This window comes from Mycobacterium venezuelense, assembly GCF_054919535.1.
On record NZ_JBONDW010000028.1, the window covers coordinates 1 to 23,754 of the forward strand.

At 65.3% G+C, this 23,754-nt stretch carries 24 protein-coding genes; 12 read left to right on the forward strand and 12 right to left on the reverse strand.

Annotated features, from left to right (window positions below; all coding sequences use genetic code 11):
• Window positions 1-10: 10 nt before the first annotated feature.
• A complete protein-coding gene (locus tag ACRCUN_RS31030; protein ID WP_462145503.1) occupies window positions 11-1,168 on the forward strand; it encodes an iron-containing alcohol dehydrogenase in 1,158 nt (385 codons plus the stop codon).
• A 16-nt stretch (window positions 1,169-1,184) separates the two neighbouring features.
• Here the strand turns inward: ACRCUN_RS31030 and ACRCUN_RS31035 are convergent, their stop codons facing one another.
• The gene (locus tag ACRCUN_RS31035) at window positions 1,185-1,766 is read right to left on the reverse strand and encodes a TetR/AcrR family transcriptional regulator (protein WP_462145444.1); all 582 of its coding nucleotides are present in this window, start codon (window positions 1,764-1,766) and stop codon (window positions 1,185-1,187) included.
• 13 nt (window positions 1,767-1,779) lie between these two features.
• Entirely contained in the window at window positions 1,780-2,742 is a 963-nt protein-coding gene (locus ACRCUN_RS31040; protein WP_462145445.1) for an oxygenase MpaB family protein, read from the reverse strand.
• A gap of 94 nt (window positions 2,743-2,836) precedes the next feature.
• Here ACRCUN_RS31040 and ACRCUN_RS31045 point away from each other — a divergent pair, with 94 nt between their 5' ends.
• Together ACRCUN_RS31045 and ACRCUN_RS31050 are read left to right on the forward strand one after the other, a co-directional pair.
• Window positions 2,837-3,325: an OsmC family protein gene (locus ACRCUN_RS31045; RefSeq protein ID WP_462145446.1), complete on the forward strand. Its 489-nt coding sequence runs from the start codon at window positions 2,837-2,839 to the stop codon at window positions 3,323-3,325.
• 351 nt (window positions 3,326-3,676) lie between these two features.
• Complete coding sequence (locus ACRCUN_RS31050; RefSeq protein WP_462145447.1) at window positions 3,677-4,177, forward strand: DUF5994 family protein; 501 nt, start codon at window positions 3,677-3,679, stop codon at window positions 4,175-4,177.
• Between the two features lie 62 nt (window positions 4,178-4,239).
• On the opposite strand, the gene ACRCUN_RS31055 is transcribed toward ACRCUN_RS31050, so the two are convergent.
• A complete protein-coding gene (locus tag ACRCUN_RS31055) occupies window positions 4,240-4,443 on the reverse strand; it encodes a cold-shock protein (protein ID WP_462145448.1) in 204 nt (67 codons plus the stop codon).
• A 131-nt stretch (window positions 4,444-4,574) separates the two neighbouring features.
• Window positions 4,575-5,639: an NAD(P)H-dependent amine dehydrogenase family protein gene (locus ACRCUN_RS31060; protein WP_462145449.1), complete on the reverse strand. Its 1,065-nt coding sequence runs from the start codon at window positions 5,637-5,639 to the stop codon at window positions 4,575-4,577.
• A gap of 127 nt (window positions 5,640-5,766) precedes the next feature.
• On the opposite strand from ACRCUN_RS31060, the gene ACRCUN_RS31065 reads away from it, so the two are divergent.
• A complete protein-coding gene (locus tag ACRCUN_RS31065) occupies window positions 5,767-6,465 on the forward strand; it encodes a TetR/AcrR family transcriptional regulator C-terminal domain-containing protein (RefSeq protein ID WP_462145450.1) in 699 nt (232 codons plus the stop codon).
• A 48-nt stretch (window positions 6,466-6,513) separates the two neighbouring features.
• Window positions 6,514-7,245 carry a hypothetical protein gene (locus ACRCUN_RS31070; RefSeq protein WP_462145451.1) on the forward strand — a complete coding sequence of 244 codons (732 nt, stop codon included), beginning with the start codon at window positions 6,514-6,516 and terminating at the stop codon, window positions 7,243-7,245.
• On the opposite strand, the gene ACRCUN_RS31075 is transcribed toward ACRCUN_RS31070, so the two are convergent.
• Window positions 7,242-8,195 (reverse strand): DUF808 domain-containing protein, encoded by a 954-nt coding sequence (locus tag ACRCUN_RS31075; RefSeq protein WP_462145452.1) that lies wholly within the window; start codon window positions 8,193-8,195, stop codon window positions 7,242-7,244. The two genes, ACRCUN_RS31070 and ACRCUN_RS31075, sit on opposite strands and share 4 nt — an antisense overlap.
• A 59-nt stretch (window positions 8,196-8,254) precedes the next feature.
• On the reverse strand, window positions 8,255-9,667 hold the full coding sequence (locus ACRCUN_RS31080; protein WP_462145453.1) for an NCS2 family permease: 1,413 nt from the start codon (window positions 9,665-9,667) through the stop codon (window positions 8,255-8,257).
• A 234-nt stretch (window positions 9,668-9,901) separates the two neighbouring features.
• On the opposite strand from ACRCUN_RS31080, the gene ACRCUN_RS31085 reads away from it, so the two are divergent.
• Window positions 9,902-10,519, forward strand: coding sequence for a sigma-70 family RNA polymerase sigma factor (locus tag ACRCUN_RS31085; protein ID WP_462145454.1), 618 nt, complete (start codon window positions 9,902-9,904; stop codon window positions 10,517-10,519).
• Window positions 10,520-10,544: 25 nt separating this feature from the next.
• Here the strand turns inward: ACRCUN_RS31085 and ACRCUN_RS31090 are convergent, their stop codons facing one another.
• Window positions 10,545-11,147 (reverse strand): sigma-70 family RNA polymerase sigma factor, encoded by a 603-nt coding sequence (locus ACRCUN_RS31090; RefSeq protein ID WP_462145455.1) that lies wholly within the window; start codon window positions 11,145-11,147, stop codon window positions 10,545-10,547.
• 304 nt (window positions 11,148-11,451) lie between these two features.
• Here ACRCUN_RS31090 and ACRCUN_RS31095 point away from each other — a divergent pair, with 304 nt between their 5' ends.
• Window positions 11,452-11,892, forward strand: coding sequence for an MmpS family transport accessory protein (locus ACRCUN_RS31095; protein WP_462145456.1), 441 nt, complete (start codon window positions 11,452-11,454; stop codon window positions 11,890-11,892).
• The gene (locus ACRCUN_RS31100; RefSeq protein WP_462145457.1) at window positions 11,889-14,771 is read left to right on the forward strand and encodes an MMPL/RND family transporter; all 2,883 of its coding nucleotides are present in this window, start codon (window positions 11,889-11,891) and stop codon (window positions 14,769-14,771) included. Before ACRCUN_RS31095 ends, ACRCUN_RS31100 begins: the two co-directional genes overlap by 4 nt.
• 76 nt (window positions 14,772-14,847) lie before the next feature.
• Here ACRCUN_RS31100 and ACRCUN_RS31105 read toward each other — a convergent pair whose 3' ends face one another.
• From ACRCUN_RS31105 to ACRCUN_RS31120, 4 genes are read right to left on the reverse strand one after another with little or no spacing between them, the layout of a single operon-like run.
• Window positions 14,848-15,189: a hypothetical protein gene (locus ACRCUN_RS31105; RefSeq protein ID WP_462145458.1), complete on the reverse strand. Its 342-nt coding sequence runs from the start codon at window positions 15,187-15,189 to the stop codon at window positions 14,848-14,850.
• A gap of 1 nt (window position 15,190) precedes the next feature.
• Window positions 15,191-16,198 carry a WD40 repeat domain-containing protein gene (locus ACRCUN_RS31110; protein WP_462145459.1) on the reverse strand — a complete coding sequence of 336 codons (1,008 nt, stop codon included), beginning with the start codon at window positions 16,196-16,198 and terminating at the stop codon, window positions 15,191-15,193.
• Window positions 16,195-17,190 (reverse strand): CobW family GTP-binding protein, encoded by a 996-nt coding sequence (locus tag ACRCUN_RS31115; RefSeq protein WP_462145460.1) that lies wholly within the window; start codon window positions 17,188-17,190, stop codon window positions 16,195-16,197. Before ACRCUN_RS31115 ends, ACRCUN_RS31110 begins: the two co-directional genes overlap by 4 nt.
• Window positions 17,174-17,482: a hypothetical protein gene (locus ACRCUN_RS31120; RefSeq protein ID WP_462145461.1), complete on the reverse strand. Its 309-nt coding sequence runs from the start codon at window positions 17,480-17,482 to the stop codon at window positions 17,174-17,176. Before ACRCUN_RS31120 ends, ACRCUN_RS31115 begins: the two co-directional genes overlap by 17 nt.
• 111 nt (window positions 17,483-17,593) lie before the next feature.
• Between ACRCUN_RS31120 and ACRCUN_RS31125 the strand changes: the two genes are divergently transcribed.
• Complete coding sequence (locus ACRCUN_RS31125; RefSeq protein WP_462145462.1) at window positions 17,594-18,730, forward strand: acyl-CoA dehydrogenase family protein; 1,137 nt, start codon at window positions 17,594-17,596, stop codon at window positions 18,728-18,730.
• A 24-nt stretch (window positions 18,731-18,754) separates the two neighbouring features.
• The gene (locus ACRCUN_RS31130) at window positions 18,755-19,552 is read left to right on the forward strand and encodes an acyl-CoA thioesterase (protein WP_462145463.1); all 798 of its coding nucleotides are present in this window, start codon (window positions 18,755-18,757) and stop codon (window positions 19,550-19,552) included.
• Between the two features lie 2 nt (window positions 19,553-19,554).
• On the opposite strand, the gene ACRCUN_RS31135 is transcribed toward ACRCUN_RS31130, so the two are convergent.
• Window positions 19,555-21,045 (reverse strand): PucR family transcriptional regulator, encoded by a 1,491-nt coding sequence (locus tag ACRCUN_RS31135; protein WP_462145464.1) that lies wholly within the window; start codon window positions 21,043-21,045, stop codon window positions 19,555-19,557.
• A gap of 90 nt (window positions 21,046-21,135) precedes the next feature.
• On the opposite strand from ACRCUN_RS31135, the gene gabT reads away from it, so the two are divergent.
• Both gabT and ACRCUN_RS31145 read left to right on the forward strand, forming a co-directional pair.
• Entirely contained in the window at window positions 21,136-22,482 is a 1,347-nt protein-coding gene (gene gabT, locus ACRCUN_RS31140) for a 4-aminobutyrate--2-oxoglutarate transaminase (RefSeq protein ID WP_462145465.1), read from the forward strand.
• Window positions 22,479-23,747, forward strand: a complete 1,269-nt coding sequence (locus ACRCUN_RS31145) for a Glu/Leu/Phe/Val family dehydrogenase (protein ID WP_462145466.1) — start codon at window positions 22,479-22,481, stop codon at window positions 23,745-23,747. Before gabT ends, ACRCUN_RS31145 begins: the two co-directional genes overlap by 4 nt.
• Window positions 23,748-23,754 lie beyond the last annotated feature (7 nt).

A 23,754-nucleotide genomic window follows, 5' to 3' on the forward strand; every position in this document is an offset into this window, starting at 1 on the left:
GACTGACGACATGGTCACCGACATCGCACTCCCACGCTTCGCCAAGATCGGCGCAGGCGCAATCGACGAACTGGGAACGGTCGTCGCCCAGCTCGGTATCCTGCGGCCGGTTCTTGTCACGGACAAGTACTTGACCGAAACCGGTCAGGCCGAACGGCTCGTAAAAACCCTGCGCGCCGCCGAAGTCGAGGCCACCGTCTTCTCCGACACCGTGCCAGACCCGACAGTGGCTTCGTTGTCCGGCGGTCTGGACCTCGTCAAGGCCCACAACGCCGACGGCATCATCGGATTCGGCGGGGGCAGTCCGATGGACACCGCCAAGGCGCTGGCGGTCTTGTCGGCCAACGGCGGGAGCATCGCGTCCTACAAGGCGCCCAACAGCTACACCGGACCGGCACTTCCCATCGTCGCCGTCCCGACGACAGCCGGAAGCGGCTCGGAAGCAACACAATTCACAGTCATCACCGACGGCGACACCGACGAGAAGATGCTGTGTCCCGGGCTGTCGTTCCTGCCGATCGCGATCGTCGTCGACTTCGAGCTGACCATGTCGATGCCGGCTCGTCTGACCGCCGACACCGGGGTCGACGCGCTGACCCACGCCATCGAGGCCTACGTCAGCAAGCGCGCGAGTCCGTTCAGCGACGCACTCGCGCTCGCGGCCATGCGGTCCATATCGCGACACCTGCGCCGCGCGTACGCGGACGGCGCCGACCGGCAGGCGCGCGAGGCCATGATGCTGGCGTCTACGCAGGCGGGGATGGCGTTCTCCAACTCCAGCGTCGCCCTCGTGCACGGGATGAGCCGGCCCATCGGTGGGCATTTCCATGTCGCGCACGGGCTTTCCAACGCCATGCTCTTGCCCGCTGTGACGAAGTTCTCGACCGAATCGGCGGTCGATCGATACGCCGACTGCGCGAAGGCGATGGGCGTCGTCGCGGAGTCTGCCGGTAGCGCGCACGCGGCCGAGGCTCTGGTCGCCGAGCTCGAACAGTTGTGCAGAGACGTCGAGGTGCCCACTCCGCGGTCCTACGGGATCGACAGGGAGATCTGGGAGTCCCGCCTGGAGACCATGGCCGAGCAGGCGTTGGCATCGGGCTCACCGGGCAACAATCCCCGTGTTCCGACGAAAGACGAAATCGTGGAGTTGTACCGCGAGATCTATTGAATCTGACGTTGTCTGACTACCAGACCAGGGCCGCCAGATGCCGACGGGCGTAGGTGTGAACCGCGTCGTCATCGGTCACGTCGAGCACCGGTGTCGGCACCTGCGCGAGTGAACTCGCAAGTCGGATGTGCATTTCTGACACCGCGAGCAGGTCGGCATCTGGCATGGTCGCACCCGCGGCACGCAGCGCCTTGGCCATCGCCGCCGACGCACTACGCAGGAACACCTCGGCCTCGTGGTACGCGCCGGCCACTGCGGTGAAGTCACTGTCGAGCCGCAGGAACCGGCGCATAACGGGTTCGGTGGTCAGCAACCTCACCCCTTCGCAGAAAGCCGCTACGGCCGCGTCCTTCGGGCCGGAATCGATTGCGACGGTGCGTAACCGGTTCATCGCGGCGTCGAACGTGCGCCGCCCGAGCTCGGTGATCAACGTGTCGCGGGTGGGAAAACGTCGGTACAGAGTCCGTCGGCTGACCCCGGCTTGCTTCGCGATCACGTCGAGGCTCGCGCGAGCGAGGCCCACGAGTGCAACCTCTTCGGCAGCCGCCTTGAGAATGGCGTCTTCCTGCTCGGATTGGCTGGCGTTGCTTCGCGGCATTCGTACCAGTGTGTCAGTTGGCGGCCGGGCAGCCGAGCGGGGCGAACGAATCGAGCGCTACCGAGCGGTGTAGCCGCACCAGCTTCTCGTATTGCAGGCGGTTGTAGGCGAGCGGCACGAGCAGCAGCCGGTCGGGCAGCACCCGCCAGGCGAGCTGCAGCATCCGGGTGTACAGCGCGAATTCGAGGTTGTGGCGGTCTTGCCAGCGAAACCCAGTCAACTCGCGAACCCCGGGATGCATGATTCCGAACGAGCAGACCTTGATCACCCTGCCGGCTCCCGGCCGGACCGCCAACCACAACGGGGTGAGCGCAACCCGCACCGGCCCAGGGATCAACAACGTGGGAAGCGGTAGCCGTGTCAGCCCGGACGTCACACGATCGAGAAACTGGTTGGCCTGCAATTGGTTCCGCACCATGTCGTCGTAGTAACGAGACGCTTCGGCATAGGTCGCAGGCAGTTTCGCCGAGGCCCCGGGCAGTTCCAGTGCCCGAAACGCCTCGATGAGCTGCTGGTACGCCGCTTCGCGCTCAGCAGGTGTCATGGTGATGCCGGTGGCGGGTGTGAACGAGTGCAGAATCATGAAGATCCCACTGACCGCTATCCAGTTCCACAGCCCTGGATTGAGTGCGCTGTAGCGGGTCTCGGCAAAATCGCCTTTGCCATTCCCGCGCACGTCGCGGTGAAGCACTTTGAGGCGCTCTCCTTCGGCGGCGCGGTCGTCGGCATCACCCCAGATCGCCAACAGCGTGGAGAACCCTCCGCGCAGGCCGCGGTCGAGGAAGTTCTTCTCGAACCGCCCGCTGCGGTCGACGGCTGCCGCCACCGGTACCAACGCGACCTCGTCGAACGCCGAGGCGGCAAATGCGCCCGACAAGATGCTGCCCGAATGTCGGCGGAAATCCCGCAGAACATGTGGCCGCACCGGATCGTCCTCGTCGGCCGCGACTGGGTGGGATTCGGCGACGGTGCTCATCGGCAGGCTCCTTGCTCGACGCGTGGCACAAAGACTATCAATCTGTGCCAATGTGTCAATGGGGTCTGCTGCCTGAGTTGGTATCTTCGCGACCATGGCGAAGAGTCATCGTTACGAGGTGCAGGTGACCTGGACTGGGAATACCGGCTCGGGAACCAGTGGGTATCGAGACTTCGCGCGAGATCACGTGATCGGGGGTGTCGACGTCCCCGGCAAGCCGTCGATTCCCGGAACGTCCGATCCCGCCTTTCGTGGCAGCGCCGAACGGTGGAATCCGGAGGAACTTCTCGTTGCCAGCCTGTCGCAGTGTCACATGCTGTGGTATCTCGCGCTGTGCGCTCAGGCCGGCATCGTCGTGACCGCATACAGCGATCGGCCAACCGGGACGATGGACGAAAGTTCGGACGGGAGTGGCAGTTTCACTGAGGTGACGCTGCGGCCAGAGGTGGCGATCACGAGCCCGGACCGGCTGTCGGACGCCACGGAACTCCACGAGGAAGCTCACCGCATGTGCTTCATCGCCAATTCGGTGAACTTCCCCGTGCGCGCTGAGCCGATGATGCGAATTTCCTCTGGCGCCTGAGGTTTGGGATTTCGCTACCGCACTTTAGCGAGGCGGGCATGTGCCTGCGGTGGAGCGGGTGTAGATTCGTAGGAAGCCGCGCACCTCGACTGGGTCAACCATGGCGTTCCTGCTCATGGCTTTCAACGTTGAACGGCCAGCCTGCGAATCTATTGTCGCGCGCTCTCAACTACACGGGCGGACCAGACCGCACTTCTCAAGGAAACGTCTCATGGATTCGTACAACCTTTTTTCGCATTCGGAGGAGCCGACGTATTCCGCGAATGCCGACACCTCGGTGGAACCGGTGGCAGTGCCGGTTTTCTCAGATCGCCCCAAGTCCCAGCCTCGCCCCGATGCAGCTCGATCATCGTGAACGGCCTGACCGGGGCGCGACGTGTGGCCAGCCCCGTCCGGCTCACACTCGCCAAGCAGGTGGGCGCCGATATCGACGGCGCTTGGTGGCCTCATACCGATTCGGTGGCGAGTGAACTGCCCGAACTCGTCGGCGTGCTCCATGGGCGATTGGGCGAGATCGTCGATATTCGGATCAACTGGTCGGCCGCTGAGGGTCAGCTGGATCTGAACACGATTGTCACCGGCAACAAGTGGACGGTCGGGGCCAAAGCGCGGCGGCCCCGTTTGATGGCGGTTGCCGGCCGGGACGGGTGCGTGAAGCTCCTTGTCGTACCCTGCAAGACATCGCAGCTACTCGGCGGCTTGGTAATGCGCTGCGCCGCGGCGATGCCGGTGGACGATTCGGCGCGGCAGACTCCATTCTTCGAAACCGCCGACTGCGTGCTGCGTGTCGCTCAGGCGGAGTCTGCCCGATGGCTGGGCCGTATGCACAATCCGGCGGGAACACTCGCCTGAAAACGACTAATGGGCTGGTGCAGCGAGTACGCGCACCAGCCCATTATGATGTCTCAAGTCGATCAGATTGCAGTAACTCCCACTGCCTGGGGGCCCTTGGCTCCCTGCGTGACCTCGAACTCGACACGCTGATTCTCTTCGAGTGACCGGAAACCGCTTCCGCTGATCTCGGAGTAGTGAACGAAGACATCCGGGGCGCCGCCGTCAGGGGCGATGAAGCCGAAGCCCTTCTCGCCGTTGAACCATTTCACAGTTCCCTGTGCCATATTTTGCTTCTCTCATTGTTCAAACTGGACGTACCAAAAACGCCCGATGAACAGTATAGCAGACTGCCCTGCAGTTTCGCCAAAAGTGTTGCGCGACTGCGGGTTTAGTGGATATTGCGACTGGGTCGTGCTTAGCTGGCGGGTACCACGCCCCGCGGCAGGATCAGCGGAAGGTCGTTATAGGTGACAATGCCGGGTGCCGCTGCCACCACTGCCGGGATGGCGTTGAGCGGAGGGGTGGCGGTCATGATGTGGCCGAGCACCATGAACTCTTCCAGGGTAGTGGCCTCGAAGTCGGGTGGAGGAAGGAAGCCGACCTTCATGGTGACGGTCGGACGCCCGGCGACCTCGATCACCCAACCGTCTTGGTCGATTTTCCAATCCGGCTCCAGCGCTTGACCTTTGCGCCACCGCACGTTGATTTCCACCCGCGTCTGACCGTTGACGATGCCCTTCCAGCTGGCATACACGCCCGCCACACAACCCGCCGGTATCGTCCACGAACCGAGATCGAGATCCTCTGTGGTCTGGGCGTATTCGGCATCGCACCGCACGTCGTCCAACTCGATGCCGAGTGCGTCGGCGACCATCCGTACGGCTTCGCCGAACACTCCGGTGCCGTGTGCGGTCATGGCCTGAAGGTCAGGATGGTCGATGGGTTGGCCGAAGCCGACCGGCTTTTCGGTCGCGGGGGAGTCGTAGAACGTGGTGTCGGCGGCTTCGTTGACGGTGATCTTGTCCACGCGGTCGCAGATGCCCGCGGCGACCACCGACAGCTGGTTGACGTAGCCGGGGCTGATGCCCGAGCCGAACATCGTCGATCCGCCCCTGGCGCACGCGTCGGCGATCTTGTCTCGGCCCTCGCCTTGATTGTGCCCGGTGATGAACGACGCGGTCGCGACCACGTTGACACCCGCCTCGAGAATCCGGACGAGCTCGTCGACATCAATCCACATCGGGTTGTAGACCACGATGTCCGGCTTGAGTGCGAGCAGGGCGTCGACGTTGTTGGTCGCGGCGACACCGAGTGGCTCGATGCCGCACAGCTCACCGACATCTTTGCCTGCTTTGTCGGCCGACCAGGCATAACAGCCCACGAGTTCCAACGTGGGGTTCTTCGCGATGGCCGCGACCGAGCTCTTGCCGACATTTCCGGTGGTCCACTGAACGACCCGGTACGGAGCAGCGTTTGGCACCTGAATGACTCCCTTCGCCGGCACCGAGGGGTGCCGCAGACGGATTTTTCCACGGGCGTGAGAAAAGTAACACGCGGTGTCAAGAGCGTGGTCACGTCACAACGTCGCGACGGCTACTGTTGCTGCAGTGACGACCGAGAGGGTGGACAGCGCCGGCGGCGTCGACGGTGGTTCACCGCGTCGGCGCCGGGGACGCCCACGCCGGATCGATCGCGACCAGATCCTCGAGGCGGCGCGGAGTATCGCCCCGGAAGATCTGACGATGCAGGCAGTCGCCGACGTGCTCGGCGTGGACCGCACCGCACTGCACTACTACGTCGGCGATCGCGACGGCTTGCTCGAACTCGTCGTCGCCGACCTGTTCGACACCGAATTGCGCGAGATCGAGTTGCCCGATGACACGCCTTGGCAGGACGTGCTGCGCGCCTACGGCAAGGCCATCCGCCACGGCGTTCTCAAGTACGGGGCGACCGGAACGAACTTCCGGATCAGCGGTATCGGCGGTGCTGCGAGCCTCGGGCTCGCAGAGCGGGTACTGCGCGCGCTGTCGGTCGCCGGCTTCGACGTCGACGACTCCGGGCGAATTCTCACGCTGGTGTCCGGTATCGCCATGTCGGCTGCCCATGACGTTCTGGGCGCGGCGGATTCCCGCCTGCGCCACCAGACCCCTGAGGTGGCGCGTGCGCTCAAAGATCTTGCGGAAAGCGACTTTCCGCTACTCGGTGCCGTCGTCGCGGGCCGCAGTGCGCCCGGTGCGGACGACTTTGAGTTCAACCTCGGCATCGTGATCGCCGGCCTCGAACAACACCTGGTGGCGAACCGCTGAGTTCGCGCCTATGCCGCGCGCTCCGTGCGCATCCATCAAGATGGCGGCATGGATCTCATGCCGAGAGCAGACCTGTCCGATGCCGACGTCGCCGACGCGCTGGGACGCGCCGTTGGCGTGATCGACCTGATCCTGGACGTGTTGTCGGATACGGATCCGCTCGGGCTGCGCCGACGCACCCACGATCGGGATTCCGAAGCCTCGCTGGTGGACAAGCCGTTGAACCTGCTGGCCGGGCTGCTCGACTGTGCCGACGTCCCCGGCACCCAGTCGTGGGAGCGCAAGGATCGCGCCGCCCGCATCAAGTGGTGGGTCCATCGCGTGGGGGCGCTGGACAACGTGGTGGTCGCATTTCCCGGCGTCTTCGGTGTGCTCGCGAACCGACTGCCGTTGCAGGATCTGCTCGGCTTCACCAACCAGGCCATCGTGTTGTGTGCGGTCGCGCGCGAATACGGCATCACCGACCACCAAACGCAGGTGCGGCTTCTCGGGTCCGTGTTGTGCGGCCGTGACATCGCCGACGGGGCCGGCACGGTGCGGACACCAGAGCCGGATGCTGACTGGTCGGAGATGTCTCTGCCGAAGAAGCTGTGGCAGCTCGTCGGGATCATGAACGCGATCGGCGACGAACTCGGCAAGCGGCCTCACCCGCGCCGCCTCTTCCGTTACTTCGGCATGATTCCCTGGATCGGCGCGGTGGCCGACTACTTCGGCGAGTACGGTGCGCTGGTGCGGGCCGCGGACGCCGCTCAGACGTGGATCACGAACAACGCACGCTAGGCGTGAGTTTCGTGCTTGTCTTTCTTCTTGCCGAACGGCAGCACGTGCATGATCGCCACCACGACGGCACCGACGACCAACCCGATGACCGCTGATGCCGCGGTGTTGGTCAGCCAAGCCAGCACCGCTCCGACGCCGGGCACCGCGTGGTGGACCCATTCCTCGGCGTGGTGGACGAGGCCGTAGAGCGTGTGCCACCCGAGGGTGTCGGTACCGACCAGCAGGATGTGGCCGCCAACCCAGAGCATGGCGATGGTGCCGATGATGGACAGCGCGGACAGCAGCTTGGGCATGCCTGCGACGAGGCCGCGGCCGATCTTCTGTCCGAACCGTGACTTGCGCTGCGTCAGGCTGAGGCCGATGTCGTCCATCTTCACGATTCCCGCGACGACGCCGTAGACCGCGGCCGTGATGACGAGCGCGACCACCACGAGAATGACGAGTCGCGGCAGGAACGGCTGGTCGGCCACTTCGTTGAGCGCGATGACCATGATCTCGGCGGACAGGATGAAGTCGGTGCGGATGGCGCCCGTGACCATGAACTTCTCGGCGTCGGGCCCTTCGGTGGCGGCGGGCGCGGCATGGGCGTCGTGTCCGGTGATCCAGCCCCACACCTTCTCGGCGCCCTCGTAGCAGAGATAGGTCGCCCCGAGCATCAGGATGGGCGTCAGGAGCATCGGCGCGAACTGGCTGAGCAGCAGCGCGGCGGGCAAAATGAACACGATCTTGTTGCGCAGGGACCCGATCGCGATCCGCTTGATGATCGGTAGTTCGCGGTCGGCGGTGATCCCATGCACGTACTGCGGCGTCACCGCGGTGTCGTCGATCACGACGCCGGCGGCCTTCGCAGTGGCCCGGCCAGCTGCCGCGCCGATGTCGTCGACCGAGGCGGCCGCAAGTCGCGCGAGCGCCGCGACGTCGTCGAGAAGGCCGAACAGACCAGCGCTCACGGGTGTTTTCTCTCTTCGCGCGTCGGCATCTTCCTCATGTCTGTGAAGGCTACCGGCCTTCACATGCCGATGAGCGACTCAATCCAGCCGCGTGCGAAATACAGTACGAACCCGGCCGCGACCACCCACAGCAGCGGGCTGACCTCGCGTGCCTTACCCGCGGCCGACCGCAGCACGGCCCACGCCACGAACCCGACGCCGATGCCATTGGCGATCGAGTAGCTGAAGGCCATCGTCGCGACCGTGAGCACCACGGGCAGCGCGACGGAGAACTCGGAGATGTCGATGTGACGGAGGTGGCTGACCATCATCGCGCCGACGATCACCAGAGCAGCCGCGGCCACCTCGGTCGGCACTATCGACGCGAGCGGTGCGACGAACATCGCGGCCAGGAACAGCACGCCGGTGATGAGGTTGGCGAACCCGGTTCGCGCGCCCTCCTCGATACCGGCGCCGGATTCGATGAAAACCGTGTTCGACGACGCGGAGGATGCGCCGCCGACAACGGCACCCGTGCCCTCGACGATCAGCGCCGACCGCAGGCGCGGGAAAGTCCCCTGCGGGTCGGCAAGCCCGGCCTCTCGGGACAGTCCGGTCATCGTGCCCATGGCGTCGAAGAAGTTCGCGAACACGAGAGTGAACACCAACATGATCGCGGCGAGTGCGCCGATGCGGCTGAAGCTGCCCATGCTGAACTCGCCGACCAGCGACAAATCGGGCAGTGCGAACGGCGAGCCGGACAGCGACGGCACCGAAAGGCCCCAGCCGCCGGGTTTGTCGACGGCCGAACCGAGGTGCCAGATCGCCTCGATGATGACCGCGACGAGGGTGCCCGCGACAAGTCCGATGAGGATGCCGCCCCGCACCCGGCGCGCGACGAGGATGCCGGTCACCAGAAGCGTGAACACGAACACGACCGTCGGCACCGTGTTGATCGAGCCGACGCCGCCGGTACCGAGGCCGACCGGGGGCGACGGCAGGCCGGTGGAACCGACGAAGCCTGCGTCGACGAGACCGATGAAAAGGATGAACAGACCGATACCTGCGGTGATCGCGAGCTTGAGCTGCATAGGCACAGCGTCGAACACCAGTCGGCGCAGGCCGGTCACCGCGAGCAGCACGATGATCAAACCGTTGATGACGACCAGCCCCATCGCCTCGGGCCAGGTGACCGACCCCACCACGGTGGTCGCGAGAAAAGAGTTGATGCCGAGACCGGCGGCGAACGCGAACGGCAACCGCGCGAACACACCGAACAGGATCGTCATGACACCGGCGGCAAGGGACGTGGTCGCCGACACCTGGGCGAACTCGAGCCTGTTGCCATCGACGTCGGGTGCGCTGGACAGGATGACCGGATTCAGCACGATGATGTAGGCCATCGCGATGAACGTGACAAGACCACCGCGGATCTCGGCAGCGAACGTCGACCCACGCGCCGAGATTTCGAAGAAGCGATCGAGGCGATTCATAGTTGATGACCATAAGGTCGGCAGCCGATTCTCACCTGCCTAACGGAGCGCGATGCGCGCGACGCCGACGGAGCGCTTGACCTGAAGTCCACTTGAGGTGTGATGCTGGCGATTGTGCGGGAAACCTTCCGAAGTCTGGAGGTTAACCCCGTTGGGCGGGCTCGGCGAGCGGATTAGTTTTCGATCATTGGGCCCTCCAGTACGGATTTACTACCAGTGGCAGGGAGCGGGGTCATGCCAACCATCGTTGAGGCGACCGAGGCCGTGGACGACGATCGACACGAGCGATTCGTCCGTGACGCACTGCCGCTGCTGGACCAGCTGTACGGTGCGGCACGTCGGTACACGAGGAACCAGATCGACGCCGAAGACCTCGTTCAGGAGACGATGGTCAAGGCCTACGCCAGTTTTCACACATACCGCGACGGCACCAACGTTCGTGCGTGGCTGTTCCGGATCCTGACCAACACCTGGATCAATGCGTATCGCACGACGCAACGACGACCAGAAGAGGTGTTCGCCGAGGCGATTACGGACGCCCAACTCGCAGCGGTCGCCCGGCGGTCCTCGGTGGAACTGGCCTCGGCAGAGCTCGCCGCTTTGGAGATCATGGGCGACGACGAGGTTCGGCGCGCGGTGCAGCTGCTGCCGGATTTTCAGCGAATCGTGCTGTATTACGCCGACATCGCCGGTTTCCAATATAAGGAGATTGCCCAGATCCTGGGCGTCCCAGTGGGAACCGTGATGTCCCGGCTTCATCGGGGGCGCCGCAACCTGCGCGAGTCGCTCGTCGAAACCGCGGTGGCGCGGGGTTATGTCGGCCGACGTGAAAGCCGCAGTAGTGCAGCGTGATCGCATCCTCAGTGGTGCTGTCGGCTCAGCAGGCTGCAGAATGCCTCGTCATACCTCGCTCGCTCGCGACATCGGTCAGTAGTTCGCGCAGCCGGCGGCGGCCGCGGTTGAGCCGCGACATCACCGTGCCGACGGGAGTGCCCATCAGCGAAGCGATTTCGCGGTACTGGTAACCCTCGACGTCCGCGTAGTACACCACCATCCGGTTCACCGCGGGTATTGCAGCGAGGGCGTCGGCGATCTCGTCGTCTCGAAGGGCCTCCAACGCCTCGACCTCCGCCGAGCGTAGGCCCGCTGAGGTGTGGCGTGACTCAGCGGTGAGTTGACTGTCAGTGAAGTCCTCGCACAGTTGCTCACTGGGGCCACGTTGACGAGCACGGTATTTCGATACCCAGGTGTTGTACATGATGCGGAACAGCCACGCGCGCACGTTCGTGCCCTGCCGGAAGGTGTGAAACCCGCTGTAGGCCTTGAGCAGTGTTTCCTGAACGAGGTCTTCAGCGTCGTATCTGTTGGGCGTGAGCCGGCGCGCCCCGCGCTCGATCTGATCGATACACGGCAGTATCGCCTCGACGAAATCGGTCGCCCCGCGTGGCTCGGCCGTTTGTGGCTCGCACTCCGTGTCCATGGCGCGACCTCCGAATATATATAGAAAATCTATGCATGAGTCTAGTTCATCTAGGTAGCCGAAATCCACTGCGACGGGGTGTGAGTCCGGCAACTCCAGCGGCGCGGCGCCGGCCCCCCATATGGTGGATACAGCGTTCTTCCAGCTATTTCACAGGAAATAGGCCCGGGCTGCGGCATGTTGTGGGCGTGTGTAAAGTTCCTCAACGCTGTACATAGGTATACGAACTAATTCGCCGAGCCCGTCGCGATCCCACTCGAAGAGACGGTTGCTTGAACGTGTTCGGGTGGTCGGGAGGTGTCGGGTGAGCACTAGTCTGCGGTCGCGCGTAATCAAGCGAGCGTGGATTCCGGTGGTTCTCATCGTCGTGTTGGCGATCTCGGGCCTCGTGGTTTCTCGATTGCACAAGATGTTCGGATCCGAGGACCTCAACGCGAACGCGGGTGCCAGCATCGAGATCGTGCAGTTCAACCCGAAGGTGCTCGTATACGACGTCTACGGTCCGCCGGGTACCAGCGCCCAGATCAGTTATTTCGACCCCGATGCCAAAGTGCATCTGGTCACCGCGAGCCTGCCCTGGTCGATCACATTGTCGACGACGCTGCCCACGGTGAGCGCAAACCTGATGGCGCAGAGCGACAGTGATCAGATCGGCTGCCGCGTCACGGTGAACGGTATCGTCCGCGAGGAGAAATCAGCCGATGGTGTCAATGCCCAGACGTACTGCCTGGTGAAGTCCGCATGACGAAACCCGCACACGCGCAACAGGAACGGCCGATCGTCGCGCACGCTCTGCGCATCCTGGCCATCCCCGTCATCATCTTCTGGATCGCGTTCGCCGTCGTGGTCAACGTGATCGCCCCACAGCTCGAGATCGTCGGTGAGGAGCACTCCGCGCCGATGGCGCCCGAAGACGCGCCGTCGATGATCGCCATGCACCGGATGGGCGAGAACTTCCACGAGTTCGACTCCAACAGCACTGTCATGGTCGTCGTCGAGGGTCAGGACGCGCTGGGGCCCGATGCGCACAAGTACTACGACGAGATCATCCGCAAACTGCGCGAGGATCCCGAGCACATCCAGCACATCCAGGACTTCTGGGGTGACACGCTGACGGCGGCCGGCGCGCAGAGCGCGGACGGCAAGGCGTCTTACGTGATGCTGAATCTGGCCGGGCAGCAGGGGCAGACGTTGGCCAACGAGGGTGTGCAGAAGGTCCGCGAGGTCATCGAGGACACCCCGGCTCCGCCAGGTGTTCGGGCCTACGTCGCCGGACCGGCGGCGCTGACCGACGACATGCATGTCATCGGCAACGCCAGCCTCGGCAAGATCACACTGTTCACCCTGGTGGCCATCGCGATCATGCTTCTGATCGTCTACCGGTCGATCGTCACCACATTGATCCAGCTGGTGTTGACGGGCGTGGGTTTGCTTGCGTCGCGCGGCCTCATCTCAGTGTTGGCGACCCACGACGTGTTCGGGCTGACCACGTTCGCGGGCAACATCCTGACGATGCTCGCGATCGCGGCCGCCACCGACTACGGCATCTTCCTGTTCGGTCGCTACCGCGAGGCGCGCAGTGCGGGGGAGGACCGGGAAACCGCCTACTACACCACCTTCCGCTCGGTGGCGCCCGTCATCATCGGATCGGGCCTGACCATCGCGGGCGCGACCTACTGCCTGAGTTTCGCCCGGCTGCCGTACTTCAGCACCATGGGCGCACCGGTCGCGATCGGCATGCTCGTCGTCATCGCGTCCGCGGTCACCATGGGACCCGCGGTTCTGTTCCTGGGCAGCAAGGTCGGCTTATATGAGGCGAAACGGGCTGCCAAGGGCCGGTTCTGGTACAAGGTCGGCACCGCGGTCGTCCGGTGGCCTGCGCCCATCCTCGTTGCCAGCGCGTTCGTCGTGCTGATCGGTGTGGTGGCCGTCCCCGGCTACAAGCCCGCGTACAACGATCGCTGGTACCTGCCGACGGATGCGCCGGTGAACGTCGGATTCGCCGCAGCGGACCGGCATTTCACGCAGGCGCGCATGAATCCGGACATCTTGATGGTCGAATCCGAGCATGACATGCGCAACCCAGCCGACATGCTGGTGCTCGACCGGGTGGCCAAGAACATCCTGCACACCGAGGGCATCGCGATGGTGCAGAGCATCACCCGGCCGCTCGGTATTCCGATCCAGCACAGCTCGATTCCGTTCCAAACCAGCATCCAGGGCCAGACGAACAATCTGAATCTGCCGTTCCAACGCGAACAGCTGGCCAATCAGCTCAGGATGGTCGATGCGATGAACGTTTCGATCGGCATCTTGGAGCAGCAGTACCAACTGTCGCTCCAACAGACCCAGCTCACGCAGGACTCGGCGACCAAGTCGCAGGAGCTACTCGAGGTCACCAAGAAGATGCGTGACAACATCGCGAACTTCGATGACCAGTTCCGCCCCCTGCGCAACTACTTCTACTGGGAACCGCACTGCTTCGACATCCCCATGTGTTCGGCGGCAAGGTCGGTGTTCGATGCCCTCGACGGAATCGATGAGCTGACCGACATCACCGGATCGGTACAGGTCAATACCGATCAACTGGCGGACCTCGCGCCGAAACTGACTGCACTGCTTCCTCAGACGATCGCGTCGATGAAGACCAGCAGGGACCTGTCGCTGGCGTCGTACAACTCGCAGAAGGCGCTGCTCGACCAGATGCAGGCGATGAACGACACCGCGCTGGCGATGGGCCAGAGCTTCGATGACGCGAAGAACGACGACCTGTTCTACCTGCCGCCGGAGGCTTTTCAGAACCCGGACTTCGAACGCGGTCTGAAGATGTTCCTGTCGCCCGACGGCAAGTCCGCGCGCATGTTCATCACCCACCAGACCGATCCGGCGACGCCCGACGGCATCGCGCGGGTCAACGCCGAGCGCACCGCCGCGCAGGAGGGCCTGAAGATGTCCTCGCTGTCGGACGCGAAGATCTATCTCGGCGGCGTCGCGGCGACGTACAAGGACATGAGCGACGGCGCTCGTTACGACCTGATGATCGCGGTGGTGTCGGCGTTGACGCTCATCTTCATGATCATGCTGATCCTCACCCGCAGCGCCGTGGCAGCCCTCGTCATCGTTGGAACCGCGGCCAGTTCGATCGCGGCATCCTTCGGCATCTCGGTGCTGCTGTGGCAGGACCTGCTCGGTATCCACGTGCACTGGCTGGTCATGTTGATGTCGGTGATCATCCTGTTGGCTGTCGGGTCGGACTACAACCTGTTGTTGGTGTCCCGGTTCAAAGAGGAGATTCACGCCGGGCTCAAGACCGGCATCATCCGCTCGATGGGTGGCACCGGCGGCGTGGTGACCTCCGCGGGTCTGGTGTTCGCGGCGACCATGGCCGCGATGCTCGGCAGCGATCTCGTCGTGCTCGCCCAGATGGGCTCGACGATCGCGATCGGTCTGCTTCTGGACACGCTCATCGTGCGGTCATTGCTCATGCCGTCGATCGCGACGTTGCTGGGTCGGTGGTTCTGGTGGCCGCAGGTCGTCTACCCGCGTGGCGACAACCATTTCCGCAAGCCGCAGCGGCTGCAGCGCGACGACGACGAGGACACCGCAGCCATCCCGGTGGGATAACCGGCCGTCCAGATCGACGCAATGGTCGATTCCTCGGCCGGGCATCGACCATAGCGTCGGCCTCGGGGCTCAAAACTCACCGCTGCTGTCGGTGGCGAGCCACGGGGGCCGGTAGCGGCGCGGCCCAGTGCCCCTCGTCGAGCCAGTCGCGCAGGAGAACGGCCGACTCGGCATCGCCGATCGGCCCGAACATCACCGCTGGGCCTGTCGGCGTGCGATCAATTGCGCACGGTTGCACCAACACCATCACGCCGTCGGTGCGACCCACACAGCGGAGTTGATCGAGCAGGCAACCGGAGGAGATCAACATGCCGTGCGGCGCGCGCCGGACTGCCGTTCGTAACTCGTCGAGCACGAACTCCGCTGAGCCGCAACGGTTACAGACGACAGCCGCGAAACCTACGGTCGAGGAAGGCATGTCAGCTCCGGTCGACCACATGCGCCGCGACGGTGGCATCGGCCCAACCGGCGAGCAGCCGGCCGGTGGCGTCCCACCCGACGGCCGTTGCGGGCGATTCCCGGTTCAGTGAATCCAGTGGTGCCAGCGGGTGACCGGGAATCGCGGCGCGTGGCGACCACACCGCTGCCCGGCCGTCCTCGGACGCTGCGGCGAGCAGGTCACCGTCGGCCGACCACGCGATCGCTGTGACCACGGCATCGTGACCACGCAGAATGCGCGGTGTGCTGCCACGTGGACCGCGTCCGGTGAAGTCCCAGACAGTCACATCCGCGCCGCCGCCGGACGCCAGCAGCGCCGAGTCGGGTGAGTAGGCCAGCGCGGTGATCTTGGTCGGGTACCCGGACATCGAGAGTTCGTCGCCGCGACGTCCGATCCGCCAAACATGCAGGGTCGCATCCTGATTGCCACTCGCCGCCCACTTGCGGTCCGGGCTCACGGCGAGGGTCAGCAGTGAACCGGTGAACGGCAACACGTCCGGCGCGGAGCCGCGGGTGACCGGATGGATATGAACGCCGCCGTAGGCCGCACTGGCCACCCGCCGGTTGACCCACGCGACACCGGTAACCGTGCTCGACTGTTGGGCGCTGAACAGTTCGGTGCCGCTGGAGTCGAGCACGACGGTGCTCCGCCCGACCCCGGCGGCCAGTCTCGACCCGTCGAAGCTCCATGCGACCGACGCGCACCAGCCGCCGTGGCGCCCGCCGATGACGGCACCGGACGCGTCGAGCACGTCCACCCCGTGAACCGATCCGACAGCGACGCGGTCCCCGGCCGGTGACCAGGCCACGGTCAGGCAGCCGAGCGACACTTCGCGCCTGGACTCGATGACCCCGTCGGCCGCGAGAATCGTCACGGACCCTTCCGCGCCCGCGACGGCAATCCGGCCGTGCGGCGATGCGGCAAGCGCCGCGACCGCGTCGTCGACACCCACGCGCCAGGTGTCACCGGCCAGCACCGACGGGCTCACTGCGTTACCAGGCAAGACCGGAAACCGGACTCGAGTTCGTCGCGATCCAGGTTGCGCCCGATGAACACGAGCCGGTTGGTCCGCGACTCTCCGTCACGCCACGGCCGCCCTTCGGTGCCGTCGAAAAGCATGTGCACGCCCTGGAAGACGTACTGCCGAGACTGTTCGGCCAAGGCCAGGATGCCCTTGCTGCGGAAGATGTCAACGCCTTTGGTGGACAACAATTCTCCGAGCCACGCATTCAGCTTCTCGACGTCGACGTCGCCATCGAGCCGGATGCCCACCGAGGTGACCGTCTGGTCGTGCTGGTGATCGCTCTCCTCCAGGAACGCGGGGTCGTCGGTGAGCACCCGTTGCAGATCGAACGCCCCGACATCGAGGATCCGGTCGAGCTCGACCTTCGCGTTCTGGGCGTGCACGATGTCGGCGCCGCTGTTGATACTGCGTAGCCGGGCTTCCACGACCCCGAGATGGTCAGCGCTGACGAGGTCGACTTTGTTGAGAACCATCCGGTCCGCGAACGCCACCTGCTCGATCGCCTCGTTCTCGACGTCGGCGGGTTTCACATCGTCGAGGTGGTCGAGCACATGCGCGGCGTCGACCATCGTGACGATAGCGTCGAGCCTGAGCTGGCTTCGGATTTCGTCGTCGACGAAGAACGTCTGGGCGACCGGCGCCGGATCGGCCAGCCCGGTGGTCTCGATGAGGATGTGGTCGAAGCGGTCCCGGCGGCGCATCAGCGCGCCGAGGATGCGGATGAGATCGCCACGCACCGTGCAGCAGATGCAGCCGTTGTTCATCTCGAAGATCTCTTCCTCGGCGTCGAGGACGAGCGCATCGTCGATTCCGACCTCGCCGAACTCGTTCTCGATCACCGCGATTCGTCTGCCGTGCTGCTCGGTCAGGATGCGGTTGACCAGGGTGGTCTTGCCGGCACCGAGAAATCCGGTGATGACCGTGACGGGTACCCGCTCGTCAGTTGTGGTCGGCATGGTCGTGTCCTTCCGGGTGCTCGGTGATGATGCGCCGAAGTTCGGCGGCGGTGAGATCGGCAGTCGGTTCGGGGATTTTCCACGTGGCTCTGTGGCCGGATAAGACCGCGACGACGGTCTCCACGGGCGGGCAACCCGGTTCTTTGCAGGCGAGCTGCTGGACGAGAACGGTGGTATCGAGCGGGATGTCGAGGGTTGCCCGCACGACGCGTTTGAGATCGGCGACGTGCTCGGTGGACGCCTTGGGTGCCGTCGAGCGTGCATTCTCGCCGGGATTCACCAGGCCGGTCATCCGCACCATCCTTACTGAAAACGATTGTCATTAACGTATCACGGCTTCCCGAGCCGGATCCTCGCCACCCTTCCGCTTTACATATCTCGTGGAGAGTGTCACGGTGAGGGCATGGACTTCTCCAGGGTTGAACTCTCGGCTGAGGATCGGGCGTTCCGAGACGAGCTGCGGGCGTTTCTCGCCGCGGTCGTCACCGACGAGGTGATTCAGCGCGATCGTGAGACCGGGGAGAACTTCGACGAGGCCGTACATCTCGCCCTGGGAGATGCCGGATACCTCGCCGCGGACTACCGGTCAGCCGCTGACGGTGGTTTCAGTCCGGTGCGCCGCCGTATATGGGAGCTCGAGATCGGCCGGGCGCACACGCCGTGGTTCCACTGGGGTACCACCGCGATGGTGGCCCACACCGTGGAGCAATTCGGCTCGGCCGAGTTGGTCGACGAGGTGCTGCCCGGCGTGTTGGCCGGCCGGCTGCGGCTGTGCCTGGGTTACACCGAACCGGAGGGTGGCTCGGACGTCGCCACCTGCAAGACCCGTGCCGTCCGGGACGGTGACGACTGGATCATCAACGGCTCCAAGATGTTCACGTCCAACGCGCACAACGCCCAGTACGTCTTTCTGGTGACCAACACCGATCCCGAAGCGGCCAAACACAAGAGCCTGACGATGTTCCTCGTGCCGTTGGACGTGCCGGGTGTGGAGATCCAGGGCATCCGCACCGTCGACGGTGACCGCACCAACATCACGTATTACAGCGACGTCCGGATCGCCGACCGGTACCGCGTCGGTGCGGTCAACGGGGGGTGGGCGGTGCTGCGAGGTGCGCTCGACGTCGAACACGGCACGTTCGAACGTGACGCCGCGGGCCTGGAGAAGATCGCCACGATGACCGAACACATCACGTTGATGGCCGAAGCGGTGGATCGGGTTGCCGCCGAGGCTCCCGACGATGAGGCCGCGAGGTACCGGCTCGGCCGCGGCGTCGCCCGGATGGAAGCGGCGATGAGCACGCCGCACATGTATGGACGCGTCGCGATCGCCCAAACCATGCGCGACGTCTCGCCGGATCTCATGGACATTCTCGGGCCGGCCGGAACATTGACGGACGGCGTCGAGTACATCTTCCGGCTTGCCGGTCCGACCGGAATCTACGGTGGGACGCTTGAGGTGTTCCGCAACATGATCGCCCAGCAGGGGCTGGGGCTGGGCAAGCCGAATTACTCGCCCCCCGCCGCGAAACCGGCCTGACCACCGCCTGAGTACATTGGCCGGGTGAACTACTTCGACAAGGCCCTTGACCTCGATTCCGCTGATGAAGGGCGCTTGCGAGGGCACACGCTGCCGGAATGGGCGAACATGGTCGGCCCGTTCGGCGGCATCACCGCTGCCACCCTGGTGCGGGCCATCGAATCCCAGCCCGACGTGCACGGTCAGCCGGTGGCACTCACCGTGAACTACCTGGCCCCGATCGCCGATGGTGACTTCGACATCCACGCCAGGGCGATCAAGACCAACCGCTCGAATCAGCACTGGATCGTCGAACTGAGTCAGGACGGTGAACCGAAGACCTCGGCCACCGCCGTGTTCGGGCTGCGTCGCGATACGTGGGCCGACACCGAGATCACAGCGCCGCAGGCACCGGCGCCTGAGGAGATCGAGCGAGCGCAATCACCGTTCGGCGTGGTGTGGTTCGACAACTACGACATGCGGTTCGTGGACGGCCCGATGCCAGTCGACGGCGCGCCATCCGAATCCTCGACCACGACGCTGTGGGTGCGCAACAACCCGCCCCGTCCAATGGATTTCGCGTCGCTCACCGCGGTCAGCGACATCTTCTATCCGCGGGCGTTCCTGCGCCGCGGCCAATTCATGCCCGCGGGCACCATATCGATGACGATTTACTTCCACGCCGACGCCGAAGAGGTTGCGGCGCAGGGCGAGGGCTTCGTACTGGCGACCGCGCGGGCGCAGCGGTTCTCCAGCGGATATTTCGATCAGTCAGCGCAGCTGTGGGGCAGCAACGGCGCACTATTGGCTACCACACACCAGGTCGTCTACTTCAAAGGCTGACGTCAATGGGGGTGTAGCGACTGCAGCGCGATCCACGCGCTGACCCTGGTCTGCGGATCATCGAGCTTTCCCGGCAGCAGTGCCTCGATCGCGTCGAGCCGGTTGCGCACGGTGTTGCGGTGCAGCCCAAGCTCTTCGGCGACCTTGAGACGTGAACCATGGTGGCGAAGAAAGCAGCGCAGCGTCTCCAGCTGGCCGGAATCCAATCCGGAGAGCCATGATTCGGCGAACGCGGTAGCTCGTTCCGGATCGATGAGGCCGAGCGGACCGTCGTCGACGACGCGATCCCAGACGACCATCCCCGCGGTCGGGGTGGTCTGGGCGAGCGCCAGTCCAGCTGTCCGGTAACCGGTATCGCCGTCCGGCAACCGCACGGCCGCGCCGATTCCGACCTGTAAGCCGACTTCGGCCAACCCGGCGCCGAGGGCTTCGGCCTTGTCGGGCGCCACCACGGCGCACAGTTCGTCGGCATACAAAGCTGCCAGAACGCCTCGGTGCTCAAGAGCGGGCAGTGCGTCGCGCAGATCGGATTCGCTTCCGCTTGCCCGCAAGAAGCGGATCCGCTCGGTGACAACCGGCGCCGGTGCGTCCAGTTCCAGCACCAATCGCGCTGTGCTGGAGTCATTTCCGGCGAGCAGTTCGATCGCCCGGCTACGCACATGCCTGCGGGTCGCGGCACGACTGCGCTGCTGCTCGTCGACGAGCCCCAGAACCGCGACCGCCGTGGTCACCGCATGGCGTTGCCCGTCTGAGAGCCGGGTGGGACCGATCGTCGCGAGGTAGGTCGATGGCTTGCCGCGTAGCCCGATGGGCTGCACTGAAACCGACATTGCGGGCCGTGACCGGGCGGCGGCCGACCGCAAGCCGTGGGCCTGCAACCGCCGAACATCGGCGGCCACCTCGTCGAGGGGAAAGTCGGCGCGCCTCGGACCCACCGGGCCGGTGACGACGCGTCCGTCCGGCGCCAACAGGCACGCCGCTCCGCCGACTGCCTGCGCGAGCGCGGTGACCACCGCGGCCGCCGGGTCGGACTTGGCCGCTGCTGAGATCAGGCGGCGCTGGGTCTTGAATGCTTCCCTGGCCGCGATGGACTCCTGCTCTTGCAGTAGCTGCGCCACGTGGCGACTGATCGCGACGAACGTGGTGCGCCGCGGCACCTCGAACAGGTTGACCCCGTGCCTGCGGCACGCAGCGACGAGTTCGGCGGGCATCCGTGCGTGGGTGAGCCCGACGCCCAGGCCGATCGCTGCGACCGTGGCCGTCGCGAGCCGGCCGACGTACTCGTCCCACTCGTCGTGCCAAGCCCCGGTCTCGAGTCCTGTCGTGAGCAGCACCTCACCGCCTTCGAGAAAAGGCGCGGGGTCGGGGAGTTCGCTCGTCGCGACCCACCGGATGTCGGCGTCGGCGCGGCAGATGTGGACACCGCGCAATCCGAGCGCCTTGGCGGCCAGGATGTTGCCGACGGTCACCATGGTGACAGTTTTGCACATCATCTATCGCGGCGATTGTGCGTATGTGCACTGCAGTCGCAGCTGCGAACTCCTTAACGTGAGCGGCAACACAGCACAGCAGTAGGAGGACAGGTGACCACCACTGAACTTGCCGGTCAAGCGCTCACGCAGGAGCGTCGGCTCGTCACAGCGATCCCGGGGCCGCTCTCGCAGGAGATGCAGGCGCGCAAGGAATCCGCGGTGGCTCGCGGCGTCGGCACCACCCTGCCGGTCTATGTCGTCGCCGCGGGCGGTGGCGTGCTGGCCGACGTCGACGGCAACCAGCTCATCGACTTCGGTTCCGGAATCGCGGTGACGACCGTCGGCAACAGCGCCCCCGCCGTCGTCGACGCGGTCACACAGCAGGTTGCGGCGTTCACCCACACCTGTTTCATGGTGACGCCCTACGGGGGGTACCTGCGAGTGGCCGAGCAGCTCAACCGCCTCACCCCGGGGGACCACGACAAACGCACCGTGCTGTTCAACTCCGGTGCCGAGGCCGTCGAGAACGCGGTCAAGATCGCCCGCGCGCACACGCGCAGGCAGGCCGTGGTGGTGTTCGATCACGCCTACCACGGCCGCACCAACCTCACGATGGCGATGACCGCCAAGAACCAGCCTTACAAGCACGGGTTCGGACCGTTCGCCGGTGAGGTGTACCGGGTTCCGGCGTCCTACCCGCTGCGTGACGGCGAGATCGACGGCGCCGCTGCGGCAGCTCGCGCCATCGACCTCATCGACAAGCAGGTCGGCGCCGACAACGTCGCGGCTGTGGTGATCGAGCCGATCCACGGCGAGGGCGGATTCATCGTTCCCGCACCGGGATTCCTCAAGGCGCTGCAGAACTGGTGCACCGAGAGCGGCGCGGTGTTCGTGGCCGACGAGGTGCAGACGGGATTCGCCCGTACCGGAGCGATGTTCGCGTGCGAGCACGACGGCGTCGTACCCGACCTCATCGTCAGCGCCAAGGGCATCGCGGGCGGCCTGCCGCTGTCGGCAGTCACCGGCCGCGCCGAGATCATGGACGCCCCGCATGCGGGCGGGCTCGGCGGCACCTACGGCGGCAACCCACTGGCCTGCGCGGCCGCGCTCGCCGTCATCGACACCATCGAACGCGACGGTCTCGTGGCCCGCGCCGCGCGGATCGGCGAAACCATGTTGGGCCGGCTCAACGCGCTGGCCGCTGCCGATCCGCGGATCGCCGACGTCCGGGGCCGTGGCGCCATGATCGCCATCGAGTTGGTCAAGCCGGGCACCACCGACCCCGACGCCGACCTGACCAAGCGCATCGCGGCGGCCGCCCACGCGCAGGGTCTCGTCGTGCTCACGTGCGGTACGTACGGCAACGTGCTGCGGTTCCTGCCGCCGCTGAGCATGCCCGATCACCTGCTCGACGAAGGCCTCGACATTCTCGACGCAGTCTTCCGGGAGATCGCATGACCCTCGCCGTGGAATCCGCGGTTGAGCTCAGCCCGCTCGACGATGCCCGCGCGCAGCTGCGTGAAGCGACGACGATCCTCGGCTACGACGAGGGCGTGTACGAGGTCTTGTCCACTCCGCGTCGCGAGGTGACCGTCAGCGTCCCGCTGCGCCGGGACAACGGCGATATCGAGCTCCTCATCGGACATCGGGTGCAGCACAACGTCTCCCGCGGCCCCGCCAAGGGCGGTCTGCGGTACTCGCCCGACGTCACGCTCGACGAGGTGCGGGCACTCGCGATGTGGATGACGTGGAAGTGCGCACTGCTCGACGTGCCGTACGGCGGCGCCAAGGGCGGGGTGCGCATCGACCCGCGCCAGTACAGCACCGCCGAGCTGGAACGCGTGACCCGCCGCTACACCAGCGAGATCAGCCCGTTGATCGGGCCCGCTCACGACATCCCTGCTCCCGACGTCGGTACCGACGAGAACACCATGGCCTGGCTCATGGACACCTACTCCGTGCAGAAGGGGCACACCGTTCTCGGCGTCACCACGGGTAAGCCCGTGAGCCTCGGCGGCTCGCTCGGCCGGGCCACCGCGACATCGCGTGGCGTGGTGCACGTGGCGTTGGCCGCGCTGCGATCGCGCGGGATCACCGTCGAGGGTGCGACCGCTGCGGTTCAGGGCTTCGGCAAGGTCGGCCGGCATGCCGCCCGCTTCCTGCAGGACGAAGGCGTGCGCGTGGTCGCGGTGTCCGACCAGTACGGTGCCGTGGCACAGGCGACCGGTTTGGATGTGGTCGCCCTCGAAAAGCATGTCGACGCCACCGGGTCGGTGGTCGCATTCGCCGGTGGTGTCGAAGTGTCGAATGCCGATCTGTTGGAAAGCGATGTCGATCTGCTGGTGCCGGCCGCCGTCGAAGGCGTCATCCATGCCGGCAACGCGCATCGTATCCGGGCGCGGGTTGTGGTGGAGGGCGCGAACGGCCCGACCACACCCGAGGCCGATCAGGTGCTCAACGACGCAGGAAAGCTGGTCGTGCCCGACATCCTGGCCAACGCCGGTGGTGTGATCGTGTCGTATTTCGAATGGGTGCAGGCGAATCAGGCCTACTGGTGGCGCGCCGACGAGGTCGAGTCGCGGCTGGCCGAGCGCATGCTCACCGCGTGGGACGAAGTTTCGGCGCACGCGGCGCAACTGAAGCTGCCGCTGCGCACCGCGGCCACCTGCCTCGCCGTCGGACGTGTCGCCCAGGCCGCGCAGCGCCGCGGCCTCTACCCCTAGGAACGAA

Bases quoted from the DNA above. Each gene is read 5' to 3' on its own strand.
- ACRCUN_RS31085 (WP_462145454.1), top strand. From the start codon at position 9,902: ATGCCAACCATCGTTGAGGCGACCGAGGCCGTGGACGACGATCGACAC.
- ACRCUN_RS31070 (WP_462145451.1), top strand. From the start codon at position 6,514: ATGGATCTCATGCCGAGAGCAGACCTGTCCGATGCCGACGTCGCCGAC.
- ACRCUN_RS31035 (WP_462145444.1), bottom strand. From the start codon at position 1,766: ATGCCGCGAAGCAACGCCAGCCAATCCGAGCAGGAAGACGCCATTCTC.
- ACRCUN_RS31135 (WP_462145464.1), bottom strand. From the start codon at position 21,045: ATGATGTGCAAAACTGTCACCATGGTGACCGTCGGCAACATCCTGGCC.
- ACRCUN_RS31125 (WP_462145462.1), top strand. From the start codon at position 17,594: ATGGACTTCTCCAGGGTTGAACTCTCGGCTGAGGATCGGGCGTTCCGA.
- ACRCUN_RS31040 (WP_462145445.1), bottom strand. From the start codon at position 2,742: ATGAGCACCGTCGCCGAATCCCACCCAGTCGCGGCCGACGAGGACGAT.
- ACRCUN_RS31055 (WP_462145448.1), bottom strand. From the start codon at position 4,443: ATGGCACAGGGAACTGTGAAATGGTTCAACGGCGAGAAGGGCTTCGGC.
- ACRCUN_RS31030 (WP_462145503.1), top strand. From the start codon at position 11: ATGGTCACCGACATCGCACTCCCACGCTTCGCCAAGATCGGCGCAGGC.
- ACRCUN_RS31045 (WP_462145446.1), top strand. From the start codon at position 2,837: ATGGCGAAGAGTCATCGTTACGAGGTGCAGGTGACCTGGACTGGGAAT.
- ACRCUN_RS31120 (WP_462145461.1), bottom strand. From the start codon at position 17,482: ATGACCGGCCTGGTGAATCCCGGCGAGAATGCACGCTCGACGGCACCC.
- ACRCUN_RS31080 (WP_462145453.1), bottom strand. From the start codon at position 9,667: ATGAATCGCCTCGATCGCTTCTTCGAAATCTCGGCGCGTGGGTCGACG.
- ACRCUN_RS31090 (WP_462145455.1), bottom strand. From the start codon at position 11,147: ATGGACACGGAGTGCGAGCCACAAACGGCCGAGCCACGCGGGGCGACC.
- ACRCUN_RS31115 (WP_462145460.1), bottom strand. From the start codon at position 17,190: ATGCCGACCACAACTGACGAGCGGGTACCCGTCACGGTCATCACCGGA.
- ACRCUN_RS31145 (WP_462145466.1), top strand. From the start codon at position 22,479: ATGACCCTCGCCGTGGAATCCGCGGTTGAGCTCAGCCCGCTCGACGAT.
- ACRCUN_RS31105 (WP_462145458.1), bottom strand. From the start codon at position 15,189: ATGCCTTCCTCGACCGTAGGTTTCGCGGCTGTCGTCTGTAACCGTTGC.
- ACRCUN_RS31100 (WP_462145457.1), top strand. From the start codon at position 11,889: ATGACGAAACCCGCACACGCGCAACAGGAACGGCCGATCGTCGCGCAC.